The following is a 19,807-nucleotide window of genomic DNA, read 5'->3' on the forward strand; positions in this document are numbered from 1 at the left end:
CAAGGACACCCCATGAGTAGTTCGACAGCCACGGTGAACGCAATGTTCGCCGCCCTCACCGATTTCGACGTGGACACCGCAGCCGAATTGATGACAGACGACATCGTCTGGCAGAACGTCTCGCTCCCCACACTGCGAGGCAAGAAGACCGTCGTGCGAGCGCTCCGTCTGGTCACCAAGCCTTCACTGAAATTCGAGGCGGAGATGCACCACATCGTCGGCGACGAGTCCACGGTGCTCACCGAACGCACCGACATCCTGACCGTCGGGCCGCTGCGCATCGAATTCTGGGTGTGCGGAACCTTCGAACTGCGCGACGGCAAGATCTCCGTCTGGCGAGACTATTTCAGTCTGCGAGACGTCGCGTGGGGTGTGGTGACCGCGGTCGGCCGCGCAATGGTCGGGAACGGGTCACGAAGTAGGCTTGCTCCGGCCTGAAAAAACCTGCCGAAAGCGAGCGAACCTTCCATGCCCGAAAACACCACGCCTGACTCCTTCGATGCCGGCTTGGCTGTGCGAACCGAAGTCATGGGCGCCGATTTTGTCGACGCTGCCTTCGAACGCACCCGCGGCACCGACAGCGAAGAACTGCAGAACTTCGTGACGGCCAACGTCTGGGGTTCGGTGTGGACGCGCCCAGGACTGGATCGCCGCAGTCGCAGTCTGATCAATCTGGGGATGCTGATCGCACTGCGCGCCGAGAACGAACTCAAAGGCCACGTACGCGGGGCACTACGAAACGGCTTGACGCGCACCGAGATCGTCGAAACCGTGATCCACGCCAGCGCGTACTGCGGCGCTCCGGCCGGACTCGCGGCAATGCGTGTGGTGCAAGAGGTTCTCGACATCGAGCTTGGGCCGTTGCAGGGCTGAACTACTAAAACCTGAACTCCCCGTGCAGACCGAAGTCTGCACGGGGAGATCGCCTCTCAAGAAGTAGGGCCGAACTCCTCGAGCATCTCGGTCACCAACTCGGCGATCGGCGACCGCTCACTGCGAGTGAGGGTGATGTGCGCAAAAAGCGGGTGCCCCTTGAGCTTTTCGATGACGGCCGCAACTCCGTCGTGCCTGCCTACCCGCAGGTTGTCTCGCTGCGCGACGTCGTGTGTGAGAACCACTCGCGACCCGGTTCCCAGACGAGAAAGCACTGTCAGCAGAACATTTCGTTCGAGGGACTGCGCTTCGTCGACAATCACGAACGAATCGTGTAGCGACCGACCGCGAATGTGCGTCAGCGGCAACACTTCCAGCATTCCGCGGGCGAGAACCTCCTCGAGAACCTCGGGCGAGGCCAACCCGTCGAGAGTGTCGAAGACGGCCTGAGCCCACGGGCCCATCTTCTCGCTCTCGCTACCGGGAAGGTAGCCGAGTTCTTGTCCACCAACGGCATACAGCGGACGGAAGACGACAACCTTGCGCTGAGTGCGGCGCTCGAGAACGGCTTCCAAACCTGCCGTCAGAGCCAAAGCCGACTTACCGGTGCCTGCCTTACCACCGAGAGAGATGATGCCGATACTCTCATCCATGAGGAGATCGAGCGCAATGCGCTGCTCGGCGGAGCGGCCGTGCAACCCGAATGCCTCGCGCTCACCGCGCACCAACTGGATGCGCTTGTCGGGAGTCACCCGTCCGAGCGCGCTCGACGAACCACCCAACAGCCGAAGGCCCGTGTGACACGGCAGATCTCGCGCCTCGTCGAGGTCCAGGAACCCCTCGTTGAACAGTTCGTCGATGTCCGTCGAGACGACGTCCAGTTCGGTCATTCCCGTCCATCCGGAGGGGACAACGTCGTGAGCGTGGTACTCGTCGGCCGGCAACCCCACCGCGCCTGCCTTTACACGGAGCGGGATGTCCTTGCTGACGAGGACTACGTCCTTGCCCTCCGCCGCAAGATTCAATGCGCACGCCAGAATCCTCGAATCGTTACTGTCCGTGCGGAATCCGACGGGTAGGACCGCAGGGTCGGTGTGATTGAGTTCGACCTGCAGCGTCCCGTTCTCGGTGCCGATCGGCACCGGACGGTCGAGTCGGCTGTATTCGATCCGGAGATCGTCGAGCATGCGGAGCGACTCTCGGGCGAACCATCCTAGTTCGTGGTGGTGTCGCTTGCCTTCGAGTTCGCTGATCACTACCAGTGGCAGTACCACGTGGTGTTCGGCGAATCTGGTGACAGCCCATGGATCGGACAGTAGTACCGAGGTATCCAAGACGTACGTGCGAAGTGCATCTCCCGAATGATTCCCGGCTGATAAATCAGCCCGGGCCGAGTGGGCAGAGACGGAGCGTGATGCAGTCACGTTGGGCTCCTAGGTCTGCGCGGCACCCGCGCAAACTCAGCTCGCTGGGCCGGACCGGCTCTGGTGTCAGGTGACGCTGTGTCAGCTGATACAAGGGCCGGGCGCCGGCCCTCTCGTACTGAGTGTTTCAGTCACGATCAGAACCTCCCGCACAAGTAACTTCTGGTTACTCGTTACTGCCGACGGTACTGCGGATCGGACACTCGCGCCACGGAACGAGCCGCACATCTGGTGAACGCCAGGTAACAAAATGCCACTCGTGTGATTCGGCGTCACTCAGGACTCGATCAGACCCCACTTGGCGGCGCGCACCGCTGCCTGAACCCGCGAATTGGTTCCGGTCTTGACGAAGATGTTCTCGAGGTGGGTTGCGACCGTACGACGGCTGACGAACAGCTCCTCGGCGATCTCGCCATTGCCCGCGCCCTTGGCCACCAATTGCAGAACCTGAATCTCCCGTGGGCTCAGGCGGACGCGATCGAGCGCCACCTGGTCCCCCACGACGCGGGAGCAGGCCGCGCTGGACGCCGCCACCACCTCCCGCACGCGATCGACGACGCCGGAATCCGCGAAGCTCATGTGCAGCAATCCGGTCACCTCACGGCCCGAGAACCCCAATGCGACCGACGCACCCTCGGCGTACCCGGACGGCCGGAGCACATCGGTGACCATCTCGACCTGCTCGAATCGTGGCACGTCCTGCCAGAACACCGGCACGCCCGAGGCCTCGCGAATGATGCCGAAGAGATTTCGATCGGCCACGAAGTCGTCGAGCAGGAACTCGAGCACCCTGGCGTTGTATCCGGAACTCGCCAGAGCCCGATGCCGTCCGGTCGCCGGTTCTCGGTAGGTAACCGCGGCAGCCGAGTACTCGAGTCCACGCGCGCGAAGTTCTTCGGCGCACAGGCCGAGAATGCCGTATGCGCCGGCCGCCGGCGATCGCGGCGCGAACATGTCAGGTCCAGCGCCGCGATCAGGCAGTACAGACGTCATCACACCAATCTAGCCAATCGTGTGAGCTAGGCCACCACCAGCGAATCTGCAGGCTTCTTGTCGGCCCACGGACGAGCCGCCTCGAAGTTCGCAGCCGCTCGCAGGACCAGTGCGTCCTGACGGTGGCGTGCGGCGATCTGCAGCCCCACCGGTCGGCCGTCGGCGGTGAATCCGGCAGGCACGGTGATCGCCGGGTTGTTGAGCATGTTGTACGGGTAGGTGAAGAGCCAATCGAGCAACTGCTCACGCAGCGACGCACCTTCGAGCCACGACGGTGCAAACTGGCTGAGCGGGAACGTGGCCGAAGCCAAGGTCGGCGAGACCAACACGTCGTAGTCGTTCATGAACGTGGTCCACGTGTCCCACATGACGCCGCGAAATGCGTCGGCCCGCCCGACGTCGACACCGGTGAGTCGTTCGGCCTCGTGCATGATCTCGATGAGGTTGTCGTCGACCTCGCCGCGCTGGTTCTCCCAGTCGAGCAAGTCGTACTCCGAAGCGAAACCGGGAACCCAGATGCCGTTCCACATCGACTCCGACGGATTTCCCCACTGCGGGGTCGCCTCGGTGATCTGGGCGCCCAGTTCTCCGAATGCCGACAACGCGTCGAGACACACCGCCAGCACCTCCGGATCGACATGGCCGAGCCCGAGATTCGTCGACCACGCCACGCGAAGTCCCTTCACGTCACCCTTCGTTGCTTCGACGTACGAGGTCTCGGCACGCTCGATCGAGAGCGGATCCGCATTGTCCGGCCCGGCCATGATGTCGAGCATGAGCGCGTTGTCGGCAACCGTCCTGGTGATCGGACCGTGGTACGCCCAGTTGTAGAAGCGTCCGGCCATAATGGTTTGCGGGATGACACCGGTGGTCGGCTTCAGCCCGACAACCCCGCAAAGAGCCGAGGGTATACGCACCGATCCGGCGCCGTCACTGCCCTCGGCGAGCGGCCCGAGGCCTGCGGCCACAGCAGCCGACGCACCGCCGCTGGACCCACCCGCGCTGTTGCCAAGCTTCCACGGGTTGTGCGTCGGCCCGTACAGGTGGTTGTCCGTGCCACCGTAGTAACCGCTTTCGGGAGTGTTCGTCTTTCCCAGGAACAGTCCGCCCGCGGCGCGCAGCCTGTCCACGACGACGGCATTTCCCGTCGCGATGTTGTCGGCCATCGGCTTCATCCCGAACGTGGTCGGCAACCCGTCCACTGCCGTCAGATCTTTGATCGTGAACGGAACACCGTGCAGCGGGCCGAGATTCTCGCCCGATTCCTGCTGCCGTGAGAGTTCTGCCGCGTCGTGCGTGACCTGCTCGCGATCGAACTGCACTATCGCGTTGATCGACGGGTTGACGGCGTCGACGCGCTGGATCATCGCTTCGGCAATCTCGTTGGGCGAGAGACTGTTCGACGCGACCGACGCCGCCATCTCGGTAGCGGAGAGCCAATGCAGATTCTGTTCGGTCATGGGGTTTCCTTCGCCGGAGGGGTGATGCTCTCAGGCTAGGAAGCACCGAACTCCGCCACCATCGGTCATGTGACCGATGCCACAAGTCCGTAAACCGCAAATCCGTGAACTGCAAATCCATGAACACCGACGGCCCGGCCCCTCGAAAGGGACCGGGCCGTCGGTGAAGTAATTCCTAGACGTTCTTGCTGAGCAGGCCCCAGTTCTCGAGACCGTCGTACAGCGGAAGATCGAGGGCGAGCTTGGCGACGCGCGCACGCAGCGCCGGCAGATCCGCGTTGCCGGCCAGAGCGGTACCGATGATGTCGGCGACCTCGGTGAACTCGGCATCGCCGAATCCGCGGGTGGCCAACGCTGCGGTACCGATACGCAGACCGGAGGTGGTCATCGGCGGGCGGGGATCGAACGGAACAGCGTTGCGGTTGACCGTGATGCCGATTTCGTGCAGAAGGTCCTCACCCTGCTGGCCGTCGAGCTGCGAGTTACGCAGGTCCACGAGAACGAGGTGGACGTCTGTGCCACCGGTCAGGACGCTGATGCCCTGATCAGCGACGTCCTTGTTCCCCAGACGCTCGGCAAGGATGCGCGCACCGGAAAGCGTGCGTACCTGACGATCCTTGAACTCTTCGCCCGCAGCGATCTTGAAGGTGACGGCCTTGGCCGCGATGGCATGCATGAGCGGTCCGCCCTGCTGACCGGGGAAGACAGCGGAGTTGAGCTTCTTTGCCCACTCCTTCTTCGCCAGGATCAGACCTGAACGCGGTCCACCGAGGGTCTTGTGGACGGTCGAGGAGACGACGTCCGCGTACGGGACGGGCGACGGGTGCAGGCCTGCCGCAACCAATCCGGCGAAGTGAGCCATGTCGACCCACAGGTACGCCCCGACCTCGTCTGCAATCGCACGGAAGGCCGCGAAGTCCTGCTGACGCGGGTACGCGGACCACCCGGCGACGATGACCTTCGGCTTCTCGGCGAGGGCGATCGAGCGCACCTCGTCCATGTCGATGCGGTGATCTTCCTTGCTGACGCCGTAGGACGCGACGTCGTACAACTTGCCGGAGAAGTTGAGCTTCATGCCGTGCGTGAGGTGGCCGCCGTGTGCAAGGTCGAGGCCGAGCAGCTTCTCACCCGGGTTCATCAGTGCCATCAGGACAGCAGCATTGGCCTGTGCGCCCGAGTGCGGCTGAACGTTCGCGAACTCCGCACCGAAGAGTTCCTTTGCACGGTTGCGCGCCAGATCCTCGATGACGTCGACGTGCTCGCAACCGCCGTAGTAACGACGTCCCGGGTAGCCCTCGGCGTACTTGTTGGTCAGGACGCTGCCCTGAGCCTGCAGAACCGAGCGGGGAACGAAGTTCTCCGACGCGATCATCTCGAGCGTGTCGCGCTGACGAGCCAATTCACCAGCCATCGCCTCGGCGACTTCGGGGTCGAGTTCGGCGAGTGATGCAGAGTTGACGTCGGAGCCGGGCACAGCGGTCATCGAAGAATCTCCAAGCTGGATGCGGAAACGAATGCGTCCAGTCTACGAAGTTCGCTCCCGCCATCTCCACCCGGCACTAGGCAGCACGCAGAGAGCTGGGGACCAGCGGCTCGTCGAGCAGCCTGCGGAAGCGTTCGGTGCGCTCTGCGCCTACCGGCACCTCGTCCAGCCAGCCCCCGAGCAATCGGTAGCCCTCGACATACGTGCTGGTGTACGCCCGCCACAGCGGTGAGGACAGGAACTTGAGCGACTGCCGCGCGCGTTCCGGCGTCGACAGCGACCACCGTTCGAGGAAGAGCGCCACGTCGTCGAGGCTGCGGCCCTCGTCGTGCAACATCAGAGCGGCGTCCTGACGAACGCTCAGCAATTGCCCCGACGCGGTGGAGAGCCGTTGTGCCTTATCCCCGTCGAAGGACAATCCGAGATCGGCGTAGATCTCCTGCGCCCACAAACCCCAGTCCGGGCCGACGATCGCTTCGAGCGCCAGGTCCGCGAGTCCTTCGGCCATGATGCACTGCGGCGTGTTGACCAGGAACAGCGTCTGCTCGAGTTGGCCGGTGCCGACCAGGCCGGCTTCCTTGCGGCAATGCTCGGTGTGATGGCCGGGGTAGGACTCGTGCGCGATCAGCCGCGGCAGGTTGGCCATGAACTGCGGCAGGTCCGAATTGATCGCAACCTTGGAGCGGTAGTCACCGAGGTAGTAGTTGAAGCCGGACCACGGCTTGTCCCCCACCACTTCGTATTCGACGGTTTCCGACGCGGGAAGCCCGAACGTGCCGCGCACCAGATCGCGCAGCGCACTCGACATTGCCTCGACGCACTCGTTCAATCTCGCCGCGGGGATCTCGTCGGCCTTGCGATGCGCCTGCACCCGCTCGGCCAGCGGTCCCGGACCGGGCAGAACTTCACCCATCAATCGGTGAGCGTCGCTGTAGGCGTCCTCGTTTCCCTTGGCGATTCGTACGTCGAAGTACGCCTCCACCTCGTCCACGAAGCCGATGTCCTCACCCGCGAACTTGCGCCCGGAGCATTCGAGGGCGCGCAGGTGAACGTCGATGAAGTGAGCGCGCTCGGCGTTCAGACCACTTCCGGCCAGTTCGCCGCGCAATTCACGTGCCGTGCGGGCAAGTTCACGCGGATCGGGCTTCGGGGCGCTCTCGACCTGCTTACGCAGCGCCGGGTCGCCGGTGAACGCATCGACGAATCCGTCTTCGAGACGGTCGAAACCCAGTCCGAGCAGCAGATATTGGCGAACAAGTGTGTCTGGATCCATAACGACCGAGCCTAGCCGCTCGCTCCGGAATGCCACCCGGCGAAAGTCCCCGACGTGGCACCGAGCACAATCCGACTATGCACTCGGATCGTGCGCACTCGCGCCTGGCTTGCTCGCATAGCTGTTTCGTCCGCCGGGCTCCGGGTTCACTACGCGCCGGTGAGCTGGGCTGATGGCGCGTACCAACGAGTCGAGTCCCTACGTCGAGTTCGACCGCAAGCAGTGGCGGACACTGCGTAAGTCGACGCCGCTGGTGTTGACCGAGGACGAGTTGTACGGCCTGCGTGGTCTCGGCGAGCAGATCGATCTCGAAGAGGTCGCCGAGGTCTATCTCCCCCTTGCACGTCTGATCCACCTGCAGGTGGCGGCGCGTCAACGACTGTTCGCGGCCACCGCCACGTTCCTCGGCGAGAAGCATCCCGATCGTCAGGTGCCCTTCGTCATCGGTGTCGCCGGTTCGGTTGCGGTCGGAAAATCCACAACAGCTCGTGTGCTGCAAGCTCTCCTGGCCCGCTGGGATCACCATCCGCGCGTCGACCTCGTCACCACGGACGGATTCCTGTATCCGACCAAGGAGCTCCAGCGTCGAGGCATCATGCACCGCAAGGGTTTTCCCGAAAGCTACGATCGTCGCAAGCTGTTGCGCTTCGTCACGGAAGTCAAGTCCGGCGCGGAAGAAGTAGCGGCGCCGGTGTATTCACACACGTCGTACGACATCATCTCGGGCCAGTACCATCTGATCCGCCAGCCGGACATCCTCATCATCGAGGGCCTCAACGTCCTGCAGACCGGCCCGCGTCTGATGGTCTCCGATCTGTTCGACTTCTCGATCTACGTCGACGCCCGCATCGAGGACATCGAAGCCTGGTACATCGAGCGGTTCCTCGCGCTGCGCAACACGTCGTTCGCCGATCCGAACGCTCACTTTCACCACTACTCCGGCCTCTCCGACCGCGACGCGACCATCGCGGCGAAGGAGATCTGGAACTCGATCAATCACCCGAACCTGGTGGAGAACATTCTCCCCACCCGTCCCCGCGCAACCCTGGTGCTGCGCAAGGACGCCGATCACACGATCAACCGGCTCCGACTGCGCAAGCTCTGAGCCGGCTCAGGCGCCGAACCGGCGGTGGCGCGCTGCGTAGTCACGCAAGGCTCGAAGAAAGTCGACTCGGCGGAACTCGGGCCAGTACGCCTCGGTGAACCAGATCTCCGAATAGGCGCTCTGCCACAACAGGAATCCGGAGAGCCGCTGCTCGCCGGAGGTGCGGATCACCAGATCCGGATCGGGCTGCCCCGACGTGTAGAGGTGACCGTCGATGCCGTCGACCGTGACGGCCTGGATCAGTTCGTCTCCGCTCAGACCGTCACCGATCTTGTCGCGCAAGAGCGATTGGACGGCGTCGGCGATCTCCTGCCGTCCGCCGTATCCGATCGCGACGTTGACATGCGTCCCGGTTCGGCCACTGGTTCCGGCTGCAGCTTCCCGCAGTCGCCTGGATTGCTCAGGGGGCAGAAGATCGAGGGCACCGACGATCTGCACACTCCAGTTCTTCCCGGGCCCGGAGATCTCTTCGACAACGTCGGTGATGATCTCGAGGAGGGTGTCCAACTCTTCCGGTTCGCGGCGCAGGTTCTCGGTCGAGAGCAGATAGATGGTTGCCATCTCGATTCCGGCGGCGTCGCACCATTCCAGCAATTCGGCGATCTTGAGCGCGCCCATGCGGTGCCCGTGACTGACATCGGTGAAGCCGTTCTCGCGGGCCCATCGCCGGTTTCCGTCACACATCACGGCTACGTGCCGTGGGTGCGCGAGACCGTCGAGATGGCTGAGGAGTCGTCGCTCGTAGATGCTGTACAGCAGTCCGCGCAGATTCACCGTGACATCACCATGGTGTCAAAGACTACGCCCGGCAGTGACAGCCACATGCGAGCGCCGTCACGCTTTTTGTACACGCCGAAAACCTGCAGGTAGGTTATGCTACTGGTGCGTAACCTACGGTACCGTAGGTTACGCGGTTCGCAACAGCACGGAACGAGAGGGGTTGCACATGACGGCATTCGGGCTCGACGAGCTTCCGGTCAAACCACGCATGCGCGGTTGGATCCACCTGTGGGCGCTCGGTGTCTCCGTCGTCGCGGGCATCGTTCTCGTGTCCGTGGCGGGCGCTCAGGTAGGCGCCAAGGCGGCCTGGGCAACCGCAATCTACAGCATCACGATCTGCGGCCTCTTCGGCATCAGCGCGACGTATCACCGCATCCAGTGGCAGACAGTCAAGGGCCGTACGTGGATGAAGCGCGCGGACCATTCGATGATCTTTCTCTTCATCGCCGGCAGCTACACACCGTTCGCCATGCTCGGTCTCCCCACTGACACCGGCAAGATCATTCTTGCGATCGTGTGGGCCGGCGCGCTCGCCGGCGTAGCACTCAAGATGCTCTGGCCCACCGCCCCGAAATGGGTGGGAGTCCCGCTCTACCTGCTCCTCGGCTGGGCGATCGTCCCCGTGGTCGGTGAACTGACACACCAGGTCGGTGTGGCGCCGATGGTGCTGCTGCTCGTCGGCGGAATCTTCTACAGCGTCGGCGCAATTCTGTACGCGACAAAATGGCCCAACCCGTGGCCCACGACGTTCGGTCACCACGAGTTCTTCCACGCCGCGACGGTCGTCGCGGCGATCTGCCACTACATCGCGGTATGGCTCGTCGTGTTCAACTGACTCGCCAGTTCCACCACCGTCGTCACCGGCCGATCGCACACGAATCCCCGGCAGATGTACGCGGCTTCACCACCGTCGACAAGGGGTCGATCTGCAAGCAGCGGTGAAGAATCCGGCGCTCCGCCGACCACCACTGCACCACCCGGGGCAAGCCGGCGGGCATCGCCCAACAGCGAACCTTCACCGACGACGGCCACCTGTATCGGACCGCGCAACGACGCTTCCGCCACCGCGAGCCAGTGTCCCGCCGACCGAGGCGCACGCTCGAGCGGCAGCGTGGCCCTCGCCATCGCGTCCGCCGCGGCCTGGGCGTAACGAGACGAGCGCTCGGCATCGGTCAACGCCGCTGCGGTCAACAAAGCCTCCGCGACGCTCGACGCACCGGAAGGCGTCGCGCCGTCCAGCGGGTCTCGGGGCCGAGTAACGAGAGACTCCGCGAAATCGGCTGTGTCGAACCAGCTTCCCGGCTCCGCCGGATCGGCGAAATGATCGAGAGTGACGTCGAGCAGCTGCTGCGCCGCATCAAGCCATCGCGCAGATCCCGTTGCTTGGTAGAGAGCCAGGAGGCCCGTCGCAAACGTTGCGTAATCCTCGAGCACTGCCGTCGGGGTGCCGACAGTCCCGCCGAGGGAAGCACGGCGCAGATGACCGTCTACCGGATGAAGGTCGAGAAGAGCGCCGGCGCACTCGGCTGCCGCGTCGATCCAGTCGGGTCGGTCCAGGGCAAGGCCCGCTTCCGTCAAAGCCGTGATGGTCAGCCCGTTCCAGGCAGTCACCACTTTGTCGTCGCGGCCAGGCTGTGGACGCTGGGCCCGGACGGCACGTAGAGCGTCGGAGACCGTCTGCCAGCGTGACCAGTCGTCGGGATCACTTGGCAATTGCAGCACCGACGCGCCCTCTTCGAAGGTGCCGGTGTCGGTGACCCGGAACAATTCCGACGCCCACTGCCCGTCCTCCGCGCCGAGGATCTCGACCAATTGCGCCGGAGTCCATACGTACGTGAGGCCTTCGACGCCGTCGGTGTCGGCATCGAGAGCCGAAGCGAAGCAACCGTTCTCGGTCAGCAGATCGGCGAGCAGGAACCCTGCGGTCTCCGCGGCGACGCGGGTGGCCAGGTCCGATCCGGTTCGCCGCGCCCAATGCGCGTAGAACCGCAGGAGCAAGGCATTGTCGTAGAGCATCTTCTCGAAGTGCGGAACCACCCACTCGGCATCGACCGAGTACCGCGAGAAACCGCCACCCAGTTGGTCGTAGATGCCGCCACGTGCCATTGCTTCGGCGGTGCGCTCGATCCCTCCGAGGATCTCGCCCGAACCCGTGCGCTCGAACTGTCGGAGCAGTCCCTCCAGAAGTGCCGACGGCGGAAACTTCGGTGCCCCGCCGAATCCCCCACGCGGAATGTCCTCGTCGCCGAGGATCGACAGGCCCGCCGCATCCAGCAGCTCCGCATCGACGGGCGCGCCGCCGTACGGGATTCCGCCGGACGCGCGCTGAAGTTCCGTGACGATCGACTGTGCCGCGTTGTCGACCTCGTCGCGCCGATTGGTGAAGGTGTCCGCTATCGCTTCGAGAAGCTGTGTGAACGAGGGCATTCCGCCGCGAGGCGTCGGCGAGTAATACGTACCGCAGTAGAAAGGTGAACCGTCGGGAGTCAGGAAACAGGTCATCGGCCAGCCGCCCTGACCGGTCATCGCGACCGTAGCGTTCATGTAGACGGCGTCGATGTCCGGACGTTCTTCGCGGTCCACCTTCACGCAGACGAAGTTCGCGTTCATGATCGCCGCGATCTTGTCGTTCTCGAACGACTCGTGCGCCATGACGTGGCACCAGTGGCACGCCGAGTACCCGATCGAGAGGAGGATCGGCACGTTGCGCTCGCGCGCCCACTCCATCGCCTCTTCGCCCCACTGTTGCCAGTGGACCGGATTGTCGGCGTGCTGACGCAGGTAAGGGCTCGAGGACCCACCCAGGTTGTTCCGCATCCGTGGGTCCATCGTCGCTACCTCGTCCGTCTCAGGATTCTTGCTTCGGCTTCTTCTCGGTAGAGACGTTCGGTTCCGCCGGGCTCGGAGCTGTGATCGCTCCCCGGTCGGTGCCTTCGTCCGCCTGCTGATCGAGTTCGGGATGATCCGGTTCGAAGGTTTCCGGCAGCTTCTTGAGCTGGCGATTCATCGACCGAACCAACAGGATCACACCGATGAGCAGCGCAAGAATGACCAGCAATCCGACCGGAGACGACTTTCCGAACTCCGGGCCGGAAGGATTACTCGGGGTCTGAGCAAGAAATTGTGTGGTGCCGAGAACTACCTCGGCGGACAGAGCATTCACTTCTGAGCGTCCTCTTCGAGACCTGCGAACAGGTCGGTTTCCGGAATGGACGTGGTGACCCGCGTCTTGGCGAGCTCGAATTCCTCGGTGGGCCAGATCTTCTGCTGAATGTCGAGCGGCACAGCAAAGAACGAACCGTTGGGATCGATCTGCGTCGCGTGCGCACGCAGAGCGTCGTCACGCTGAGGAAAGTAATCGCCGCACGTGACCTGAGTGGTCACCCGGACCATCATGTCTCCACGCTCGGTCTTCCATTTCTTGAGCCAGTCCGCCATCGGGAACGGCTCACCCCGGAGTTCGTACTCCTCCTGGAAGAGTTCGAGGCGCTTACGGATGAATCCGTGCGAGTAGTAGAGCTTCTTGATCTCCCATGGCTGACCGTCCTCGGGGAAGTACTCGGGATCGGCGGCGGCTTCGTACGCAGCCATCGACACCTCGTGGCACCGGATGTGGTCCGGGTGCGGGTATCCGCCGTTCTCGTCGTACGTCGTGACGACATGGGGACGGAATTCGCGAATCACCTTGACCAGAGCGCGCGTGGACTCTTCGAGCGGAACGAGGGCGAAGCACCCTTCGGGCAGCGGCGGAAGAGGGTCGCCCTCGGGGAGCCCGGAATCGACGAAACCGAGCCAGCGCTGCTTCACGCCCAGGATGCGAGCGGCCTCGGCCATCTCCTCCTGGCGGACTTCGCTGATTCGATCGCGGACGCCGGGAACATCCATGGCCGGGTTGAGAATGTCGCCACGCTCACCCCCGGTGAGCGTCAGGACCATCACTTCGTGGCCTTCGGCTGCATAACGGGCGGTGGTGGCCGCACCCTTGCTCGACTCGTCGTCGGGATGGGCATGGACGGCCATGAGCCGGAATCCGCTCACGTGTTCGTTCACCTCAACTTCACCTGGAGCCGTTGCCGGCAGTTCACCTGTAGCCGTCACCGGCAATTCACCTCTAGCCGTCACCGGCAGTCTTCGACTAACACGCTTTGCACCTCTCGGATTGCTCCGAGCCTTTGCCGTCAAACGTACCGACTGCCGTCAAACCTACCGACGGCGCGACGGGACACGTCCTCTATAGTTCCACCCGAGAGTTCCTGGCGCAGCCGTGACCCCTTCAGTAGTTCGGTGGGGGCGCAGTCAGTTGCTGCACGACACGTGAACTCGAGTCTTCGAGAGCAGAGTGATGAGCAAACCGCTTCCCCAAGATCGGTACCCGAGCACTACTCGCACGGGCAGTCCCCGCAAGTGGATGGTGTGGGCTCTGACCGCTCTCGTCATCGTCGTCGGTGGCGGAATCGCGTACTACGCGTACGGCAAATTCGCAGTCAAGGAAATCGAGACCGAGACCATCTCGTTCGACATCGCCAACGACGCCACGGTGAAGATCCGCTTCACCGTCACGCGCGACGATTCGTCACGTGAAGCGATGTGCATCGTGCGCGCCCGCTCGAAGGACGGCTCCGAAACCGGTCGACGTGAGGTCTACGTCCCGCCTTCGGAACATCAGACCCTCGAGTTCAACACCGAGGTCAAGACGTCCCAGCCGCCAGGCATGGCCGACGTCTACGGCTGCAGCTTCGACGTTCCGGAGTACCTGACCAAGAGCTGACCTCGGACGCACCCACCCTGCCGGACGTTTGGCGCCGGACAGGGCGGGTAGTCATGCGTGATAGAATTGCCCGATACACGGTTCCGGGTGGAACCGTGTATTGCTGCATTGACGCAAGGTTTGACGGCAAGGCTGCACCCCTGTTGGTGCTTCTGCGTCGTTGTTCGCTGCTGTTGCAGCGATCGTCGAGGGAGCCCCCGGCTCCGACTACTAGGGAGTGATCGAGATGACCGAGACCCAGGTGACCTGGCTTACCCAGGAATCACATGACAGGCTCAAGAACGAACTCGACCAGCTCATCGCCAATCGCCCTGTCATCGCCGCCGAGATCAACGAGCGTCGCGAAGAGGGTGACCTGAAAGAGAACGGCGGCTACCACGCTGCCCGCGAAGAGCAGGGTCAGCAGGAAGCCCGCATTCGCCAGCTCCAGGAGCTGCTGAACAGCGCCAAGGTCGGAGAAGCCCCCACGCAGTCCGGTGTTGCACTGCCCGGATCCGTAGTCAAGGTCTACTACGACGGCGACGAGAGTGACACCGAGACGTTCCTCATCGCCACTCGCGAAGAAGGCGCCCGTGACGCCAAGCTCGAGGTTTACTCCCCGAACTCACCACTGGGCGGCGCACTGCTCGAAGCCAAGGTCGGCGACACGCGTGAGTACAACCTGCCCAACGGCAGCACCATGAAGGTCACGCTGCTGAGCGCGGAGCCTTACCACAGCTGATCTGCTGCACGAGCTCTGAAAGAAGTACCAGCACTGAAAAGAAGCGCCACCCGACTCGGTCGGGTGGCGCTTCTTGCAACTCCGGCGCACTACACCACGCGGCGAGCCTTCATTCCGGCGAAGATCGGGCCGACCTTCACGACGTCACCGAACGTGGGTGCGTGAAGCATTTGGCCGTTGCCCACGTAGATCGCCACGTGGCCGGGTCCGCCTGCCTGCCAGTTGCCGAACAACAGGTCACCGGGCTGCGCCTGATCGAGCGGGATCTCGACGCCGACGCCCCACTGCGTCTCGGATGTCCGCGGGAGAGTCACGCCAGTTGCCGCGTGGATCGCGTACGACGTCAGGCCCGAGCAGTCGAACCCGCCCATCGACGGCCCGTTGACGTTTCCGCCGCCCCACACGTAGGGCAATCCGAGAAACTTCAGACCGGCCTCGACGACGCCGCCCACCGCAGCGGCGAGGTTGTTGTAGTCGAAGGGTGCGAGCATCAGGGCGAACGAGTCCTGCAACGATTTGATCTGGGCAACGAACGGAGCGGCGGCCGCCTGCTCCGCGGGAACCTCGCCCGACTTGTCTGCCGGAACGCCGCCCGCTTCTCGAACGGCGTCGGGTCCGACGTCGTATGCCGCGAGCGCGAGGTCGACGGTATCGCCCTCGACCTCACCGGACTTCTGCCAGGACTGCGCTTGCTTGACGAGATCGCACAACCGGTAGCCGGTTGTCATCACCGGGTCGGCGACACCCAGGATGTCCATCTTTCCGTCGCCGTCGCCGTCCTTGCCGTAAGCAGTCCACGCCGCGGTGGTGAAACGGCCAGGCCCGCGCCCACCTTCCGGTGAGATGTCGGTATCGGGACCGTACTTGAATCCGTTCTCGACCGAGTACAACGAGGCGATCACCGCAGGGGTGATCTCGGAGCACAGTGCGCCGGCCTTCTTGATCCACGGCGCGAACACCGCCACCGCTCCCACGGGCGCCAACGTCGCTCCCGGAAAGTTGGAGGGTACGGACGGCACGATTCCCTCAGGCGTGTCCTGAGTTCGTGCCGGTCCGTTCCAGGCTGCAAGTGAGACTGCAGCATTCGAAGACTCGTTCTTCTCGACTTGTGCGGGCGCTCCGAGAGTTCCACTCATCACGCCCAGTGCGGTGCCGATCGACACAGCGATCGCCAGGACACCGACTGCCATCCGAACCTCCGATAAACCTCTGAAAATCTACGTACGTGGTCGTACCCGAAACTTGTCGGTGCGAACATCTACTCTTTCGAACATGCATTCGACACGGCTCAGTCTCGCAACTCCTGTAACCAATGTCTCATTTATCTCGGTGGGCGTTACGCAAATGACTACAGACGCCAAGGCTTTTCTCAGGTTCGGCGTGCAAGCTGAGTGCATGAGCGACGATCGGCCACGACCCGCCCGGGGACGCACTACGGTGTATCGACCCGTTCGCCTCGCCCTCGCAGCCACGGCTGTGGCGGGAGCACTCGCAAGCGGCGGACTTTCTCTCGTTTCTTCTCCCACTGCCACGGCACTCGCGCCGGACACCTCGGCTTCTCACATCAAGAATCCCGCTGTAAAGCGGCCCGTCGTGGTCGCCGGATTCGGAACCCCGGACGCCATCTCCAACGGTTCGTGAGCACTCCGCGCTCGGCCTCCGAGTGGCTCACCTGGGGGGTGCAGGCCCGGGTCGTCGTCACCGACCCTGAAGTCCTGCCCTCCGCTGCCAGCCTGGTTCGCGGTTACCTCACCGCGGCCGACGCCGCCACCAATCGAGATCGCGCCGATTCCGAAATTCGTACCTACGTCAGCGCCGCAAGCAACGTCGACGGCGTCGGGGTGACGCCCATGTTCGCGCACTTTCTCGAGGACGCGTTGGCTGTCGCACGACTGACCGACGGCAAACTCACCCCTACGGCCGGCTCGGCAGACCCTCACTCCTGGTGGAAGATTCGCGTCGAGAACAATCGTGTGTACAGCCCGGACGACGTAGTCCTCGACCTCTCCGCGACCGCCCGTGCCAGTTCGGCGGATCACTGCGCGGCATCGACTGCCACGCTTCTCGGGTGCGGAGTGCTGGTCGGCCTCGGCGGCGACATCGCAGTTGCCGGTCCGGCGCCCGAAGACGGCTGGCAGATTCAAGTTCAAGACCTGCCCGGGGATCCGACGTGCCAAGTGGCTCTCCCGTCCGACTGTGGGATCGCCACGGCCAGCACCGTCAAACCACTGCACCGCGAATCGACGGCGACGCCGATGTGGCGCACGGTGTCGGTGATTGCATCTTCCTGCGCCCAAGCCGCCGCATTCAGTCGGGTTGCGGTCGGCATGAGCGGTTCGGCCATCGACTGGCTACATCAACTCGACGTACCCGCCAGGCTGGTCGACCAGGAGCACCGCGTAACGGTTCTGGGCGGCTGGCCTGACGAGTAACTCGAGTCAGTTCTGCAAGCGCACTGCGTAGCCGGCGCGGTCGAAGGCAGTGAGAAGTTCTGCCTTGTTGTCCGGACCACGGGTCTCGACCGTGAGGAAGACTTCCACTTCGTCTAGCGCGAGTTCGCCACCGGTACGGGAGTGGATGACGTCGACCACGCTGGCGCCGTTCGCCCGAACCACTTCGAGCAGCGACACCAGTGCGCCCGGCCGATCGTCGATGGTGATGTGAACACCGAGGAACCGTCCGGCTGCCCGCAGTCCGTGGGAGATGACGTGTGTGAGCAGCAGCGGATCGATGTTGCCGCCGGAAAGAACGGCGCACACCGGCCCGGTCACTCCCAGCTCTTCCGGAGAGCACGTCATCAACGCCGCAACGGCCGCGACGCCTGCCGGTTCGACGATCAGCTTGGCGCGTTCGAGGCACAGCAGGAGCGCTTTGGACAACGCTTCCTCGCTGACCGTCACCACCGCGTCGACATGGGCGGCGACCTCGGCGAACGGAACCTCGCCGGGGCAGCCCACGGCGATACCGTCTGCCATCGTCGACATCGACGCCAATGCGGTCGGCTTCCCGGCTGCCAACGACGCCGGCCAGGCAGCCGCGGTCTCGGCCTGCACTCCGACGATGCGCACCTGTGGGCGTACAGCTTTGACTGCGGCAGCCACCCCGGCGATCAACCCACCACCGCCGGTGGGAACGACGATCGTGCCCACCTCGGGGAGTTGCTCGAGGATTTCCAGGCCCACCGTGCCCTGCCCCGCCACGACGTCTTCGTGGTCGAACGGGTGGACCAGAACCGCTCCGGTCCTGTCCGCGAATTCGCGAGCGGCGACGAGCGCTTCGTCGACAGTCGAACCGTGCAGGTAGACCTGGGCCCCATATGCCTTGGTGGCCACCAACTTCGGCAGCGGCGCACCGGTCGGCATGAAGACCGTCGACTTGATTCCCAATTCTGTTGCAGACCACGCAACTCCCTGCGCGTGGTTACCGGCGCTGGCCGCCACCACGCCCGCGGCTCGTTCCTCCGGGGATAGATTGGCGATGCGATTGTAAGCACCGCGCGGCTTGAAAGAGCCGGTGCGTTGCAGGTTTTCACATTTCAAACTCACGGCGAAGCCTGTGGTTTCAGACAACACTCGAGAGGCCACCACCGGGGTGCGGCGCATGACCGGGGCGAGAAGTTGGTGTGCAGCCTTTATCTGTTCGAGATTCACGCATGCCTCCAGAAAGTGCGCCTCCACACCCTCGTGAGGTGTGAAGGCGCACTGCAGGTTCGAATTCGAATTACCGTAGAGCGAAGGTCAGGACAGTGCTTGCTCGATGTCGCCGACCAGATCAGAGGCGTCTTCGATGCCGACCGACAGACGAACCAGATCGTCGGGAACCTCGAGCGCGGAACCGGCCGTCGAGGCGTGGGTCATCGCACCGGGGAACTCGATGAGGGATTCGACTCCGCCCAGAGATTCTGCCAGCGTGAAGATCTCGGTGCGCGAGCACAGGTCGAGAGCTGCCGCCTTGCCACCCTTGAGGCGCACGGAGATCATGCCGCCGAAGCGCCGCATCTGCTTGGCCGCGACCTTGTGCGACGGGTGCGAAGCCAGGCCGGGGTAAATGACGCTGGCAACCGCGGGGTGACCGTCGAGCAATTCGACGACCTTCTCCGCGTTGTCGCTGTGCCGCTCCATGCGCAGCGCCAGTGTCTTGATTCCGCGCAACGTCAAGAACGCGTCGAACGGGCCGGGAACGCCGCCTGATCCGTTCTGCAAGAACGCGAAGGCGGTGTCCAGTTCTTCGTCGTTGCAGACGAGAGCGCCACCGACCACGTCGGAGTGTCCACCGATGTACTTGGTCGTGGAGTGCAGCGCGATGTCGGCACCGAGCTGCAGCGGCTGCTGCAGGTACGGCGAAGCGAAGGTGTTGTCCACCACGATCTTTGCGTTGCCTTCGTGGGCGACCTCGGTGAGGAGCTCGATGTCACCGATGTTGAGCAGCGGGTTCGTGGGGGTCTCGACCCAGACCAGCTTGGTGTTGGACTTCATCGCCGCGCGCACCGCATCGACGTCGGACACCGGAGCCGGGGTGTACTCGATCCCCCACTGTGTGAAGACCTTGTCGATGAGACGGAAGGTTCCGCCGTACGCGTCGTCCGGGATGACCAAGTGATCGCCGGGTCGAAGTACCGAACGGAGCAGGCAGTCGGTGGCCGCCATTCCCGAACTGAACGCTCGACCGTAAGTTCCGGATTCGAGTGCGGCCAGGTTCGCTTCGAGCGGGCGACGGGTGGGGTTACCCGTTCGCGCGTACTCGAAGCCACTGCGCATTCCACCGACGCCGTCCTGGGCGAAGGTGGAACTTGCGTAGATCGGCACGTTGACCGCACCGGTCAGCGGATCGGGTTCGTAACCCGCATGCACCGCTTTCGTGGAGAAACCCTGCCAGCTGATGTTGTCGGCCTTGCTGCGTTGCTCACTCATGGTCCCCAGCCTAATGG

The 19,807-nt window shown here is 63.7% G+C and carries 20 protein-coding genes; 8 read left to right on the forward strand and 12 right to left on the reverse strand.

The window, feature by feature from the left end; genetic code table 11:
- Nucleotides 1–12: 12 nt before the first annotated feature.
- Both ACSW29_RS13890 and ACSW29_RS13895 read left to right on the forward strand, forming a co-directional pair.
- Nucleotides 13–438 (forward strand): limonene-1,2-epoxide hydrolase family protein, encoded by a 426-nt coding sequence (locus ACSW29_RS13890; protein WP_317827188.1) that lies wholly within the window; start codon nucleotides 13–15, stop codon nucleotides 436–438.
- 30 nt (nucleotides 439–468) lie between these two features.
- A complete protein-coding gene (locus ACSW29_RS13895) occupies nucleotides 469–873 on the forward strand; it encodes a carboxymuconolactone decarboxylase family protein (protein WP_317827189.1) in 405 nt (134 codons plus the stop codon).
- A gap of 56 nt (nucleotides 874–929) precedes the next feature.
- On the opposite strand, the gene ACSW29_RS13900 is transcribed toward ACSW29_RS13895, so the two are convergent.
- From ACSW29_RS13900 to ACSW29_RS13920, 5 genes are all read right to left on the reverse strand, one after another.
- A complete protein-coding gene (locus ACSW29_RS13900) occupies nucleotides 930–2,297 on the reverse strand; it encodes a PhoH family protein (protein ID WP_230814187.1) in 1,368 nt (455 codons plus the stop codon).
- Nucleotides 2,298–2,573: 276 nt separating this feature from the next.
- Nucleotides 2,574–3,290 (reverse strand): helix-turn-helix domain-containing protein, encoded by a 717-nt coding sequence (locus tag ACSW29_RS13905; RefSeq protein WP_448277510.1) that lies wholly within the window; start codon nucleotides 3,288–3,290, stop codon nucleotides 2,574–2,576.
- A 26-nt stretch (nucleotides 3,291–3,316) separates the two neighbouring features.
- Nucleotides 3,317–4,750 (reverse strand): amidase, encoded by a 1,434-nt coding sequence (locus ACSW29_RS13910; protein WP_448277511.1) that lies wholly within the window; start codon nucleotides 4,748–4,750, stop codon nucleotides 3,317–3,319.
- A 175-nt stretch (nucleotides 4,751–4,925) separates the two neighbouring features.
- On the reverse strand, nucleotides 4,926–6,233 hold the full coding sequence (gene glyA / locus ACSW29_RS13915) for a serine hydroxymethyltransferase (protein ID WP_214885240.1): 1,308 nt from the start codon (nucleotides 6,231–6,233) through the stop codon (nucleotides 4,926–4,928).
- A 76-nt stretch (nucleotides 6,234–6,309) separates the two neighbouring features.
- Nucleotides 6,310–7,506 (reverse strand): DUF885 domain-containing protein, encoded by a 1,197-nt coding sequence (locus ACSW29_RS13920; protein WP_317827191.1) that lies wholly within the window; start codon nucleotides 7,504–7,506, stop codon nucleotides 6,310–6,312.
- A 172-nt stretch (nucleotides 7,507–7,678) separates the two neighbouring features.
- On the opposite strand from ACSW29_RS13920, the gene coaA reads away from it, so the two are divergent.
- A complete protein-coding gene (coaA, locus tag ACSW29_RS13925; RefSeq protein WP_347874301.1) occupies nucleotides 7,679–8,611 on the forward strand; it encodes a type I pantothenate kinase in 933 nt (310 codons plus the stop codon).
- Between the two features lie 6 nt (nucleotides 8,612–8,617).
- Here the strand turns inward: coaA and ACSW29_RS13930 are convergent, their stop codons facing one another.
- Nucleotides 8,618–9,385, reverse strand: a complete 768-nt coding sequence (locus ACSW29_RS13930) for an isoprenyl transferase (protein WP_448277512.1) — start codon at nucleotides 9,383–9,385, stop codon at nucleotides 8,618–8,620.
- Nucleotides 9,386–9,557: 172 nt separating this feature from the next.
- On the opposite strand from ACSW29_RS13930, the gene trhA reads away from it, so the two are divergent.
- Nucleotides 9,558–10,226: a PAQR family membrane homeostasis protein TrhA gene (gene trhA, locus ACSW29_RS13935; protein ID WP_230814192.1), complete on the forward strand. Its 669-nt coding sequence runs from the start codon at nucleotides 9,558–9,560 to the stop codon at nucleotides 10,224–10,226.
- On the opposite strand, the gene ACSW29_RS13940 is transcribed toward trhA, so the two are convergent.
- From ACSW29_RS13940 to mca, 3 genes are read right to left on the reverse strand one after another with little or no spacing between them, the layout of a single operon-like run.
- Nucleotides 10,193–12,220: a thioredoxin domain-containing protein gene (locus ACSW29_RS13940; protein WP_448277513.1), complete on the reverse strand. Its 2,028-nt coding sequence runs from the start codon at nucleotides 12,218–12,220 to the stop codon at nucleotides 10,193–10,195. The two genes, trhA and ACSW29_RS13940, sit on opposite strands and share 34 nt — an antisense overlap.
- A gap of 19 nt (nucleotides 12,221–12,239) precedes the next feature.
- Nucleotides 12,240–12,554: a hypothetical protein gene (locus tag ACSW29_RS13945; protein WP_007726381.1), complete on the reverse strand. Its 315-nt coding sequence runs from the start codon at nucleotides 12,552–12,554 to the stop codon at nucleotides 12,240–12,242.
- Nucleotides 12,551–13,429 (reverse strand): mycothiol conjugate amidase Mca, encoded by an 879-nt coding sequence (gene mca, locus ACSW29_RS13950; protein ID WP_230814728.1) that lies wholly within the window; start codon nucleotides 13,427–13,429, stop codon nucleotides 12,551–12,553. The genes ACSW29_RS13945 and mca overlap by 4 nt, the downstream gene beginning before the upstream one ends.
- Nucleotides 13,430–13,733: 304 nt before the next feature.
- Here mca and ACSW29_RS13955 point away from each other — a divergent pair, with 304 nt between their 5' ends.
- On the forward strand, nucleotides 13,734–14,159 hold the full coding sequence (locus ACSW29_RS13955) for a DUF4307 domain-containing protein (protein WP_230814194.1): 426 nt from the start codon (nucleotides 13,734–13,736) through the stop codon (nucleotides 14,157–14,159).
- 226 nt (nucleotides 14,160–14,385) lie between these two features.
- Complete coding sequence (gene greA, locus ACSW29_RS13960) at nucleotides 14,386–14,880, forward strand: transcription elongation factor GreA (RefSeq protein WP_007726385.1); 495 nt, start codon at nucleotides 14,386–14,388, stop codon at nucleotides 14,878–14,880.
- Nucleotides 14,881–14,969: 89 nt separating this feature from the next.
- Here greA and ACSW29_RS13965 read toward each other — a convergent pair whose 3' ends face one another.
- Entirely contained in the window at nucleotides 14,970–16,070 is a 1,101-nt protein-coding gene (locus ACSW29_RS13965; RefSeq protein WP_230814195.1) for a C40 family peptidase, read from the reverse strand.
- 205 nt (nucleotides 16,071–16,275) lie between these two features.
- On the opposite strand from ACSW29_RS13965, the gene ACSW29_RS13970 reads away from it, so the two are divergent.
- Nucleotides 16,276–16,521, forward strand: a complete 246-nt coding sequence (locus ACSW29_RS13970; protein WP_317827196.1) for a hypothetical protein — start codon at nucleotides 16,276–16,278, stop codon at nucleotides 16,519–16,521.
- Nucleotides 16,518–17,312 (forward strand): FAD:protein FMN transferase, encoded by a 795-nt coding sequence (locus ACSW29_RS13975; protein WP_347874303.1) that lies wholly within the window; start codon nucleotides 16,518–16,520, stop codon nucleotides 17,310–17,312. Before ACSW29_RS13970 ends, ACSW29_RS13975 begins: the two co-directional genes overlap by 4 nt.
- A gap of 6 nt (nucleotides 17,313–17,318) precedes the next feature.
- Here the strand turns inward: ACSW29_RS13975 and ilvA are convergent, their stop codons facing one another.
- Nucleotides 17,319–18,482 carry a threonine ammonia-lyase gene (ilvA, locus tag ACSW29_RS13980; protein ID WP_448278155.1) on the reverse strand — a complete coding sequence of 388 codons (1,164 nt, stop codon included), beginning with the start codon at nucleotides 18,480–18,482 and terminating at the stop codon, nucleotides 17,319–17,321.
- Between the two features lie 135 nt (nucleotides 18,483–18,617).
- Nucleotides 18,618–19,790 carry a cystathionine gamma-synthase gene (locus ACSW29_RS13985; protein WP_230814198.1) on the reverse strand — a complete coding sequence of 391 codons (1,173 nt, stop codon included), beginning with the start codon at nucleotides 19,788–19,790 and terminating at the stop codon, nucleotides 18,618–18,620.
- Nucleotides 19,791–19,807: the final 17 nt, after the last annotated feature.

The sequence above is a fragment of the Rhodococcus sp. GB-02 genome, from assembly GCF_053470465.1.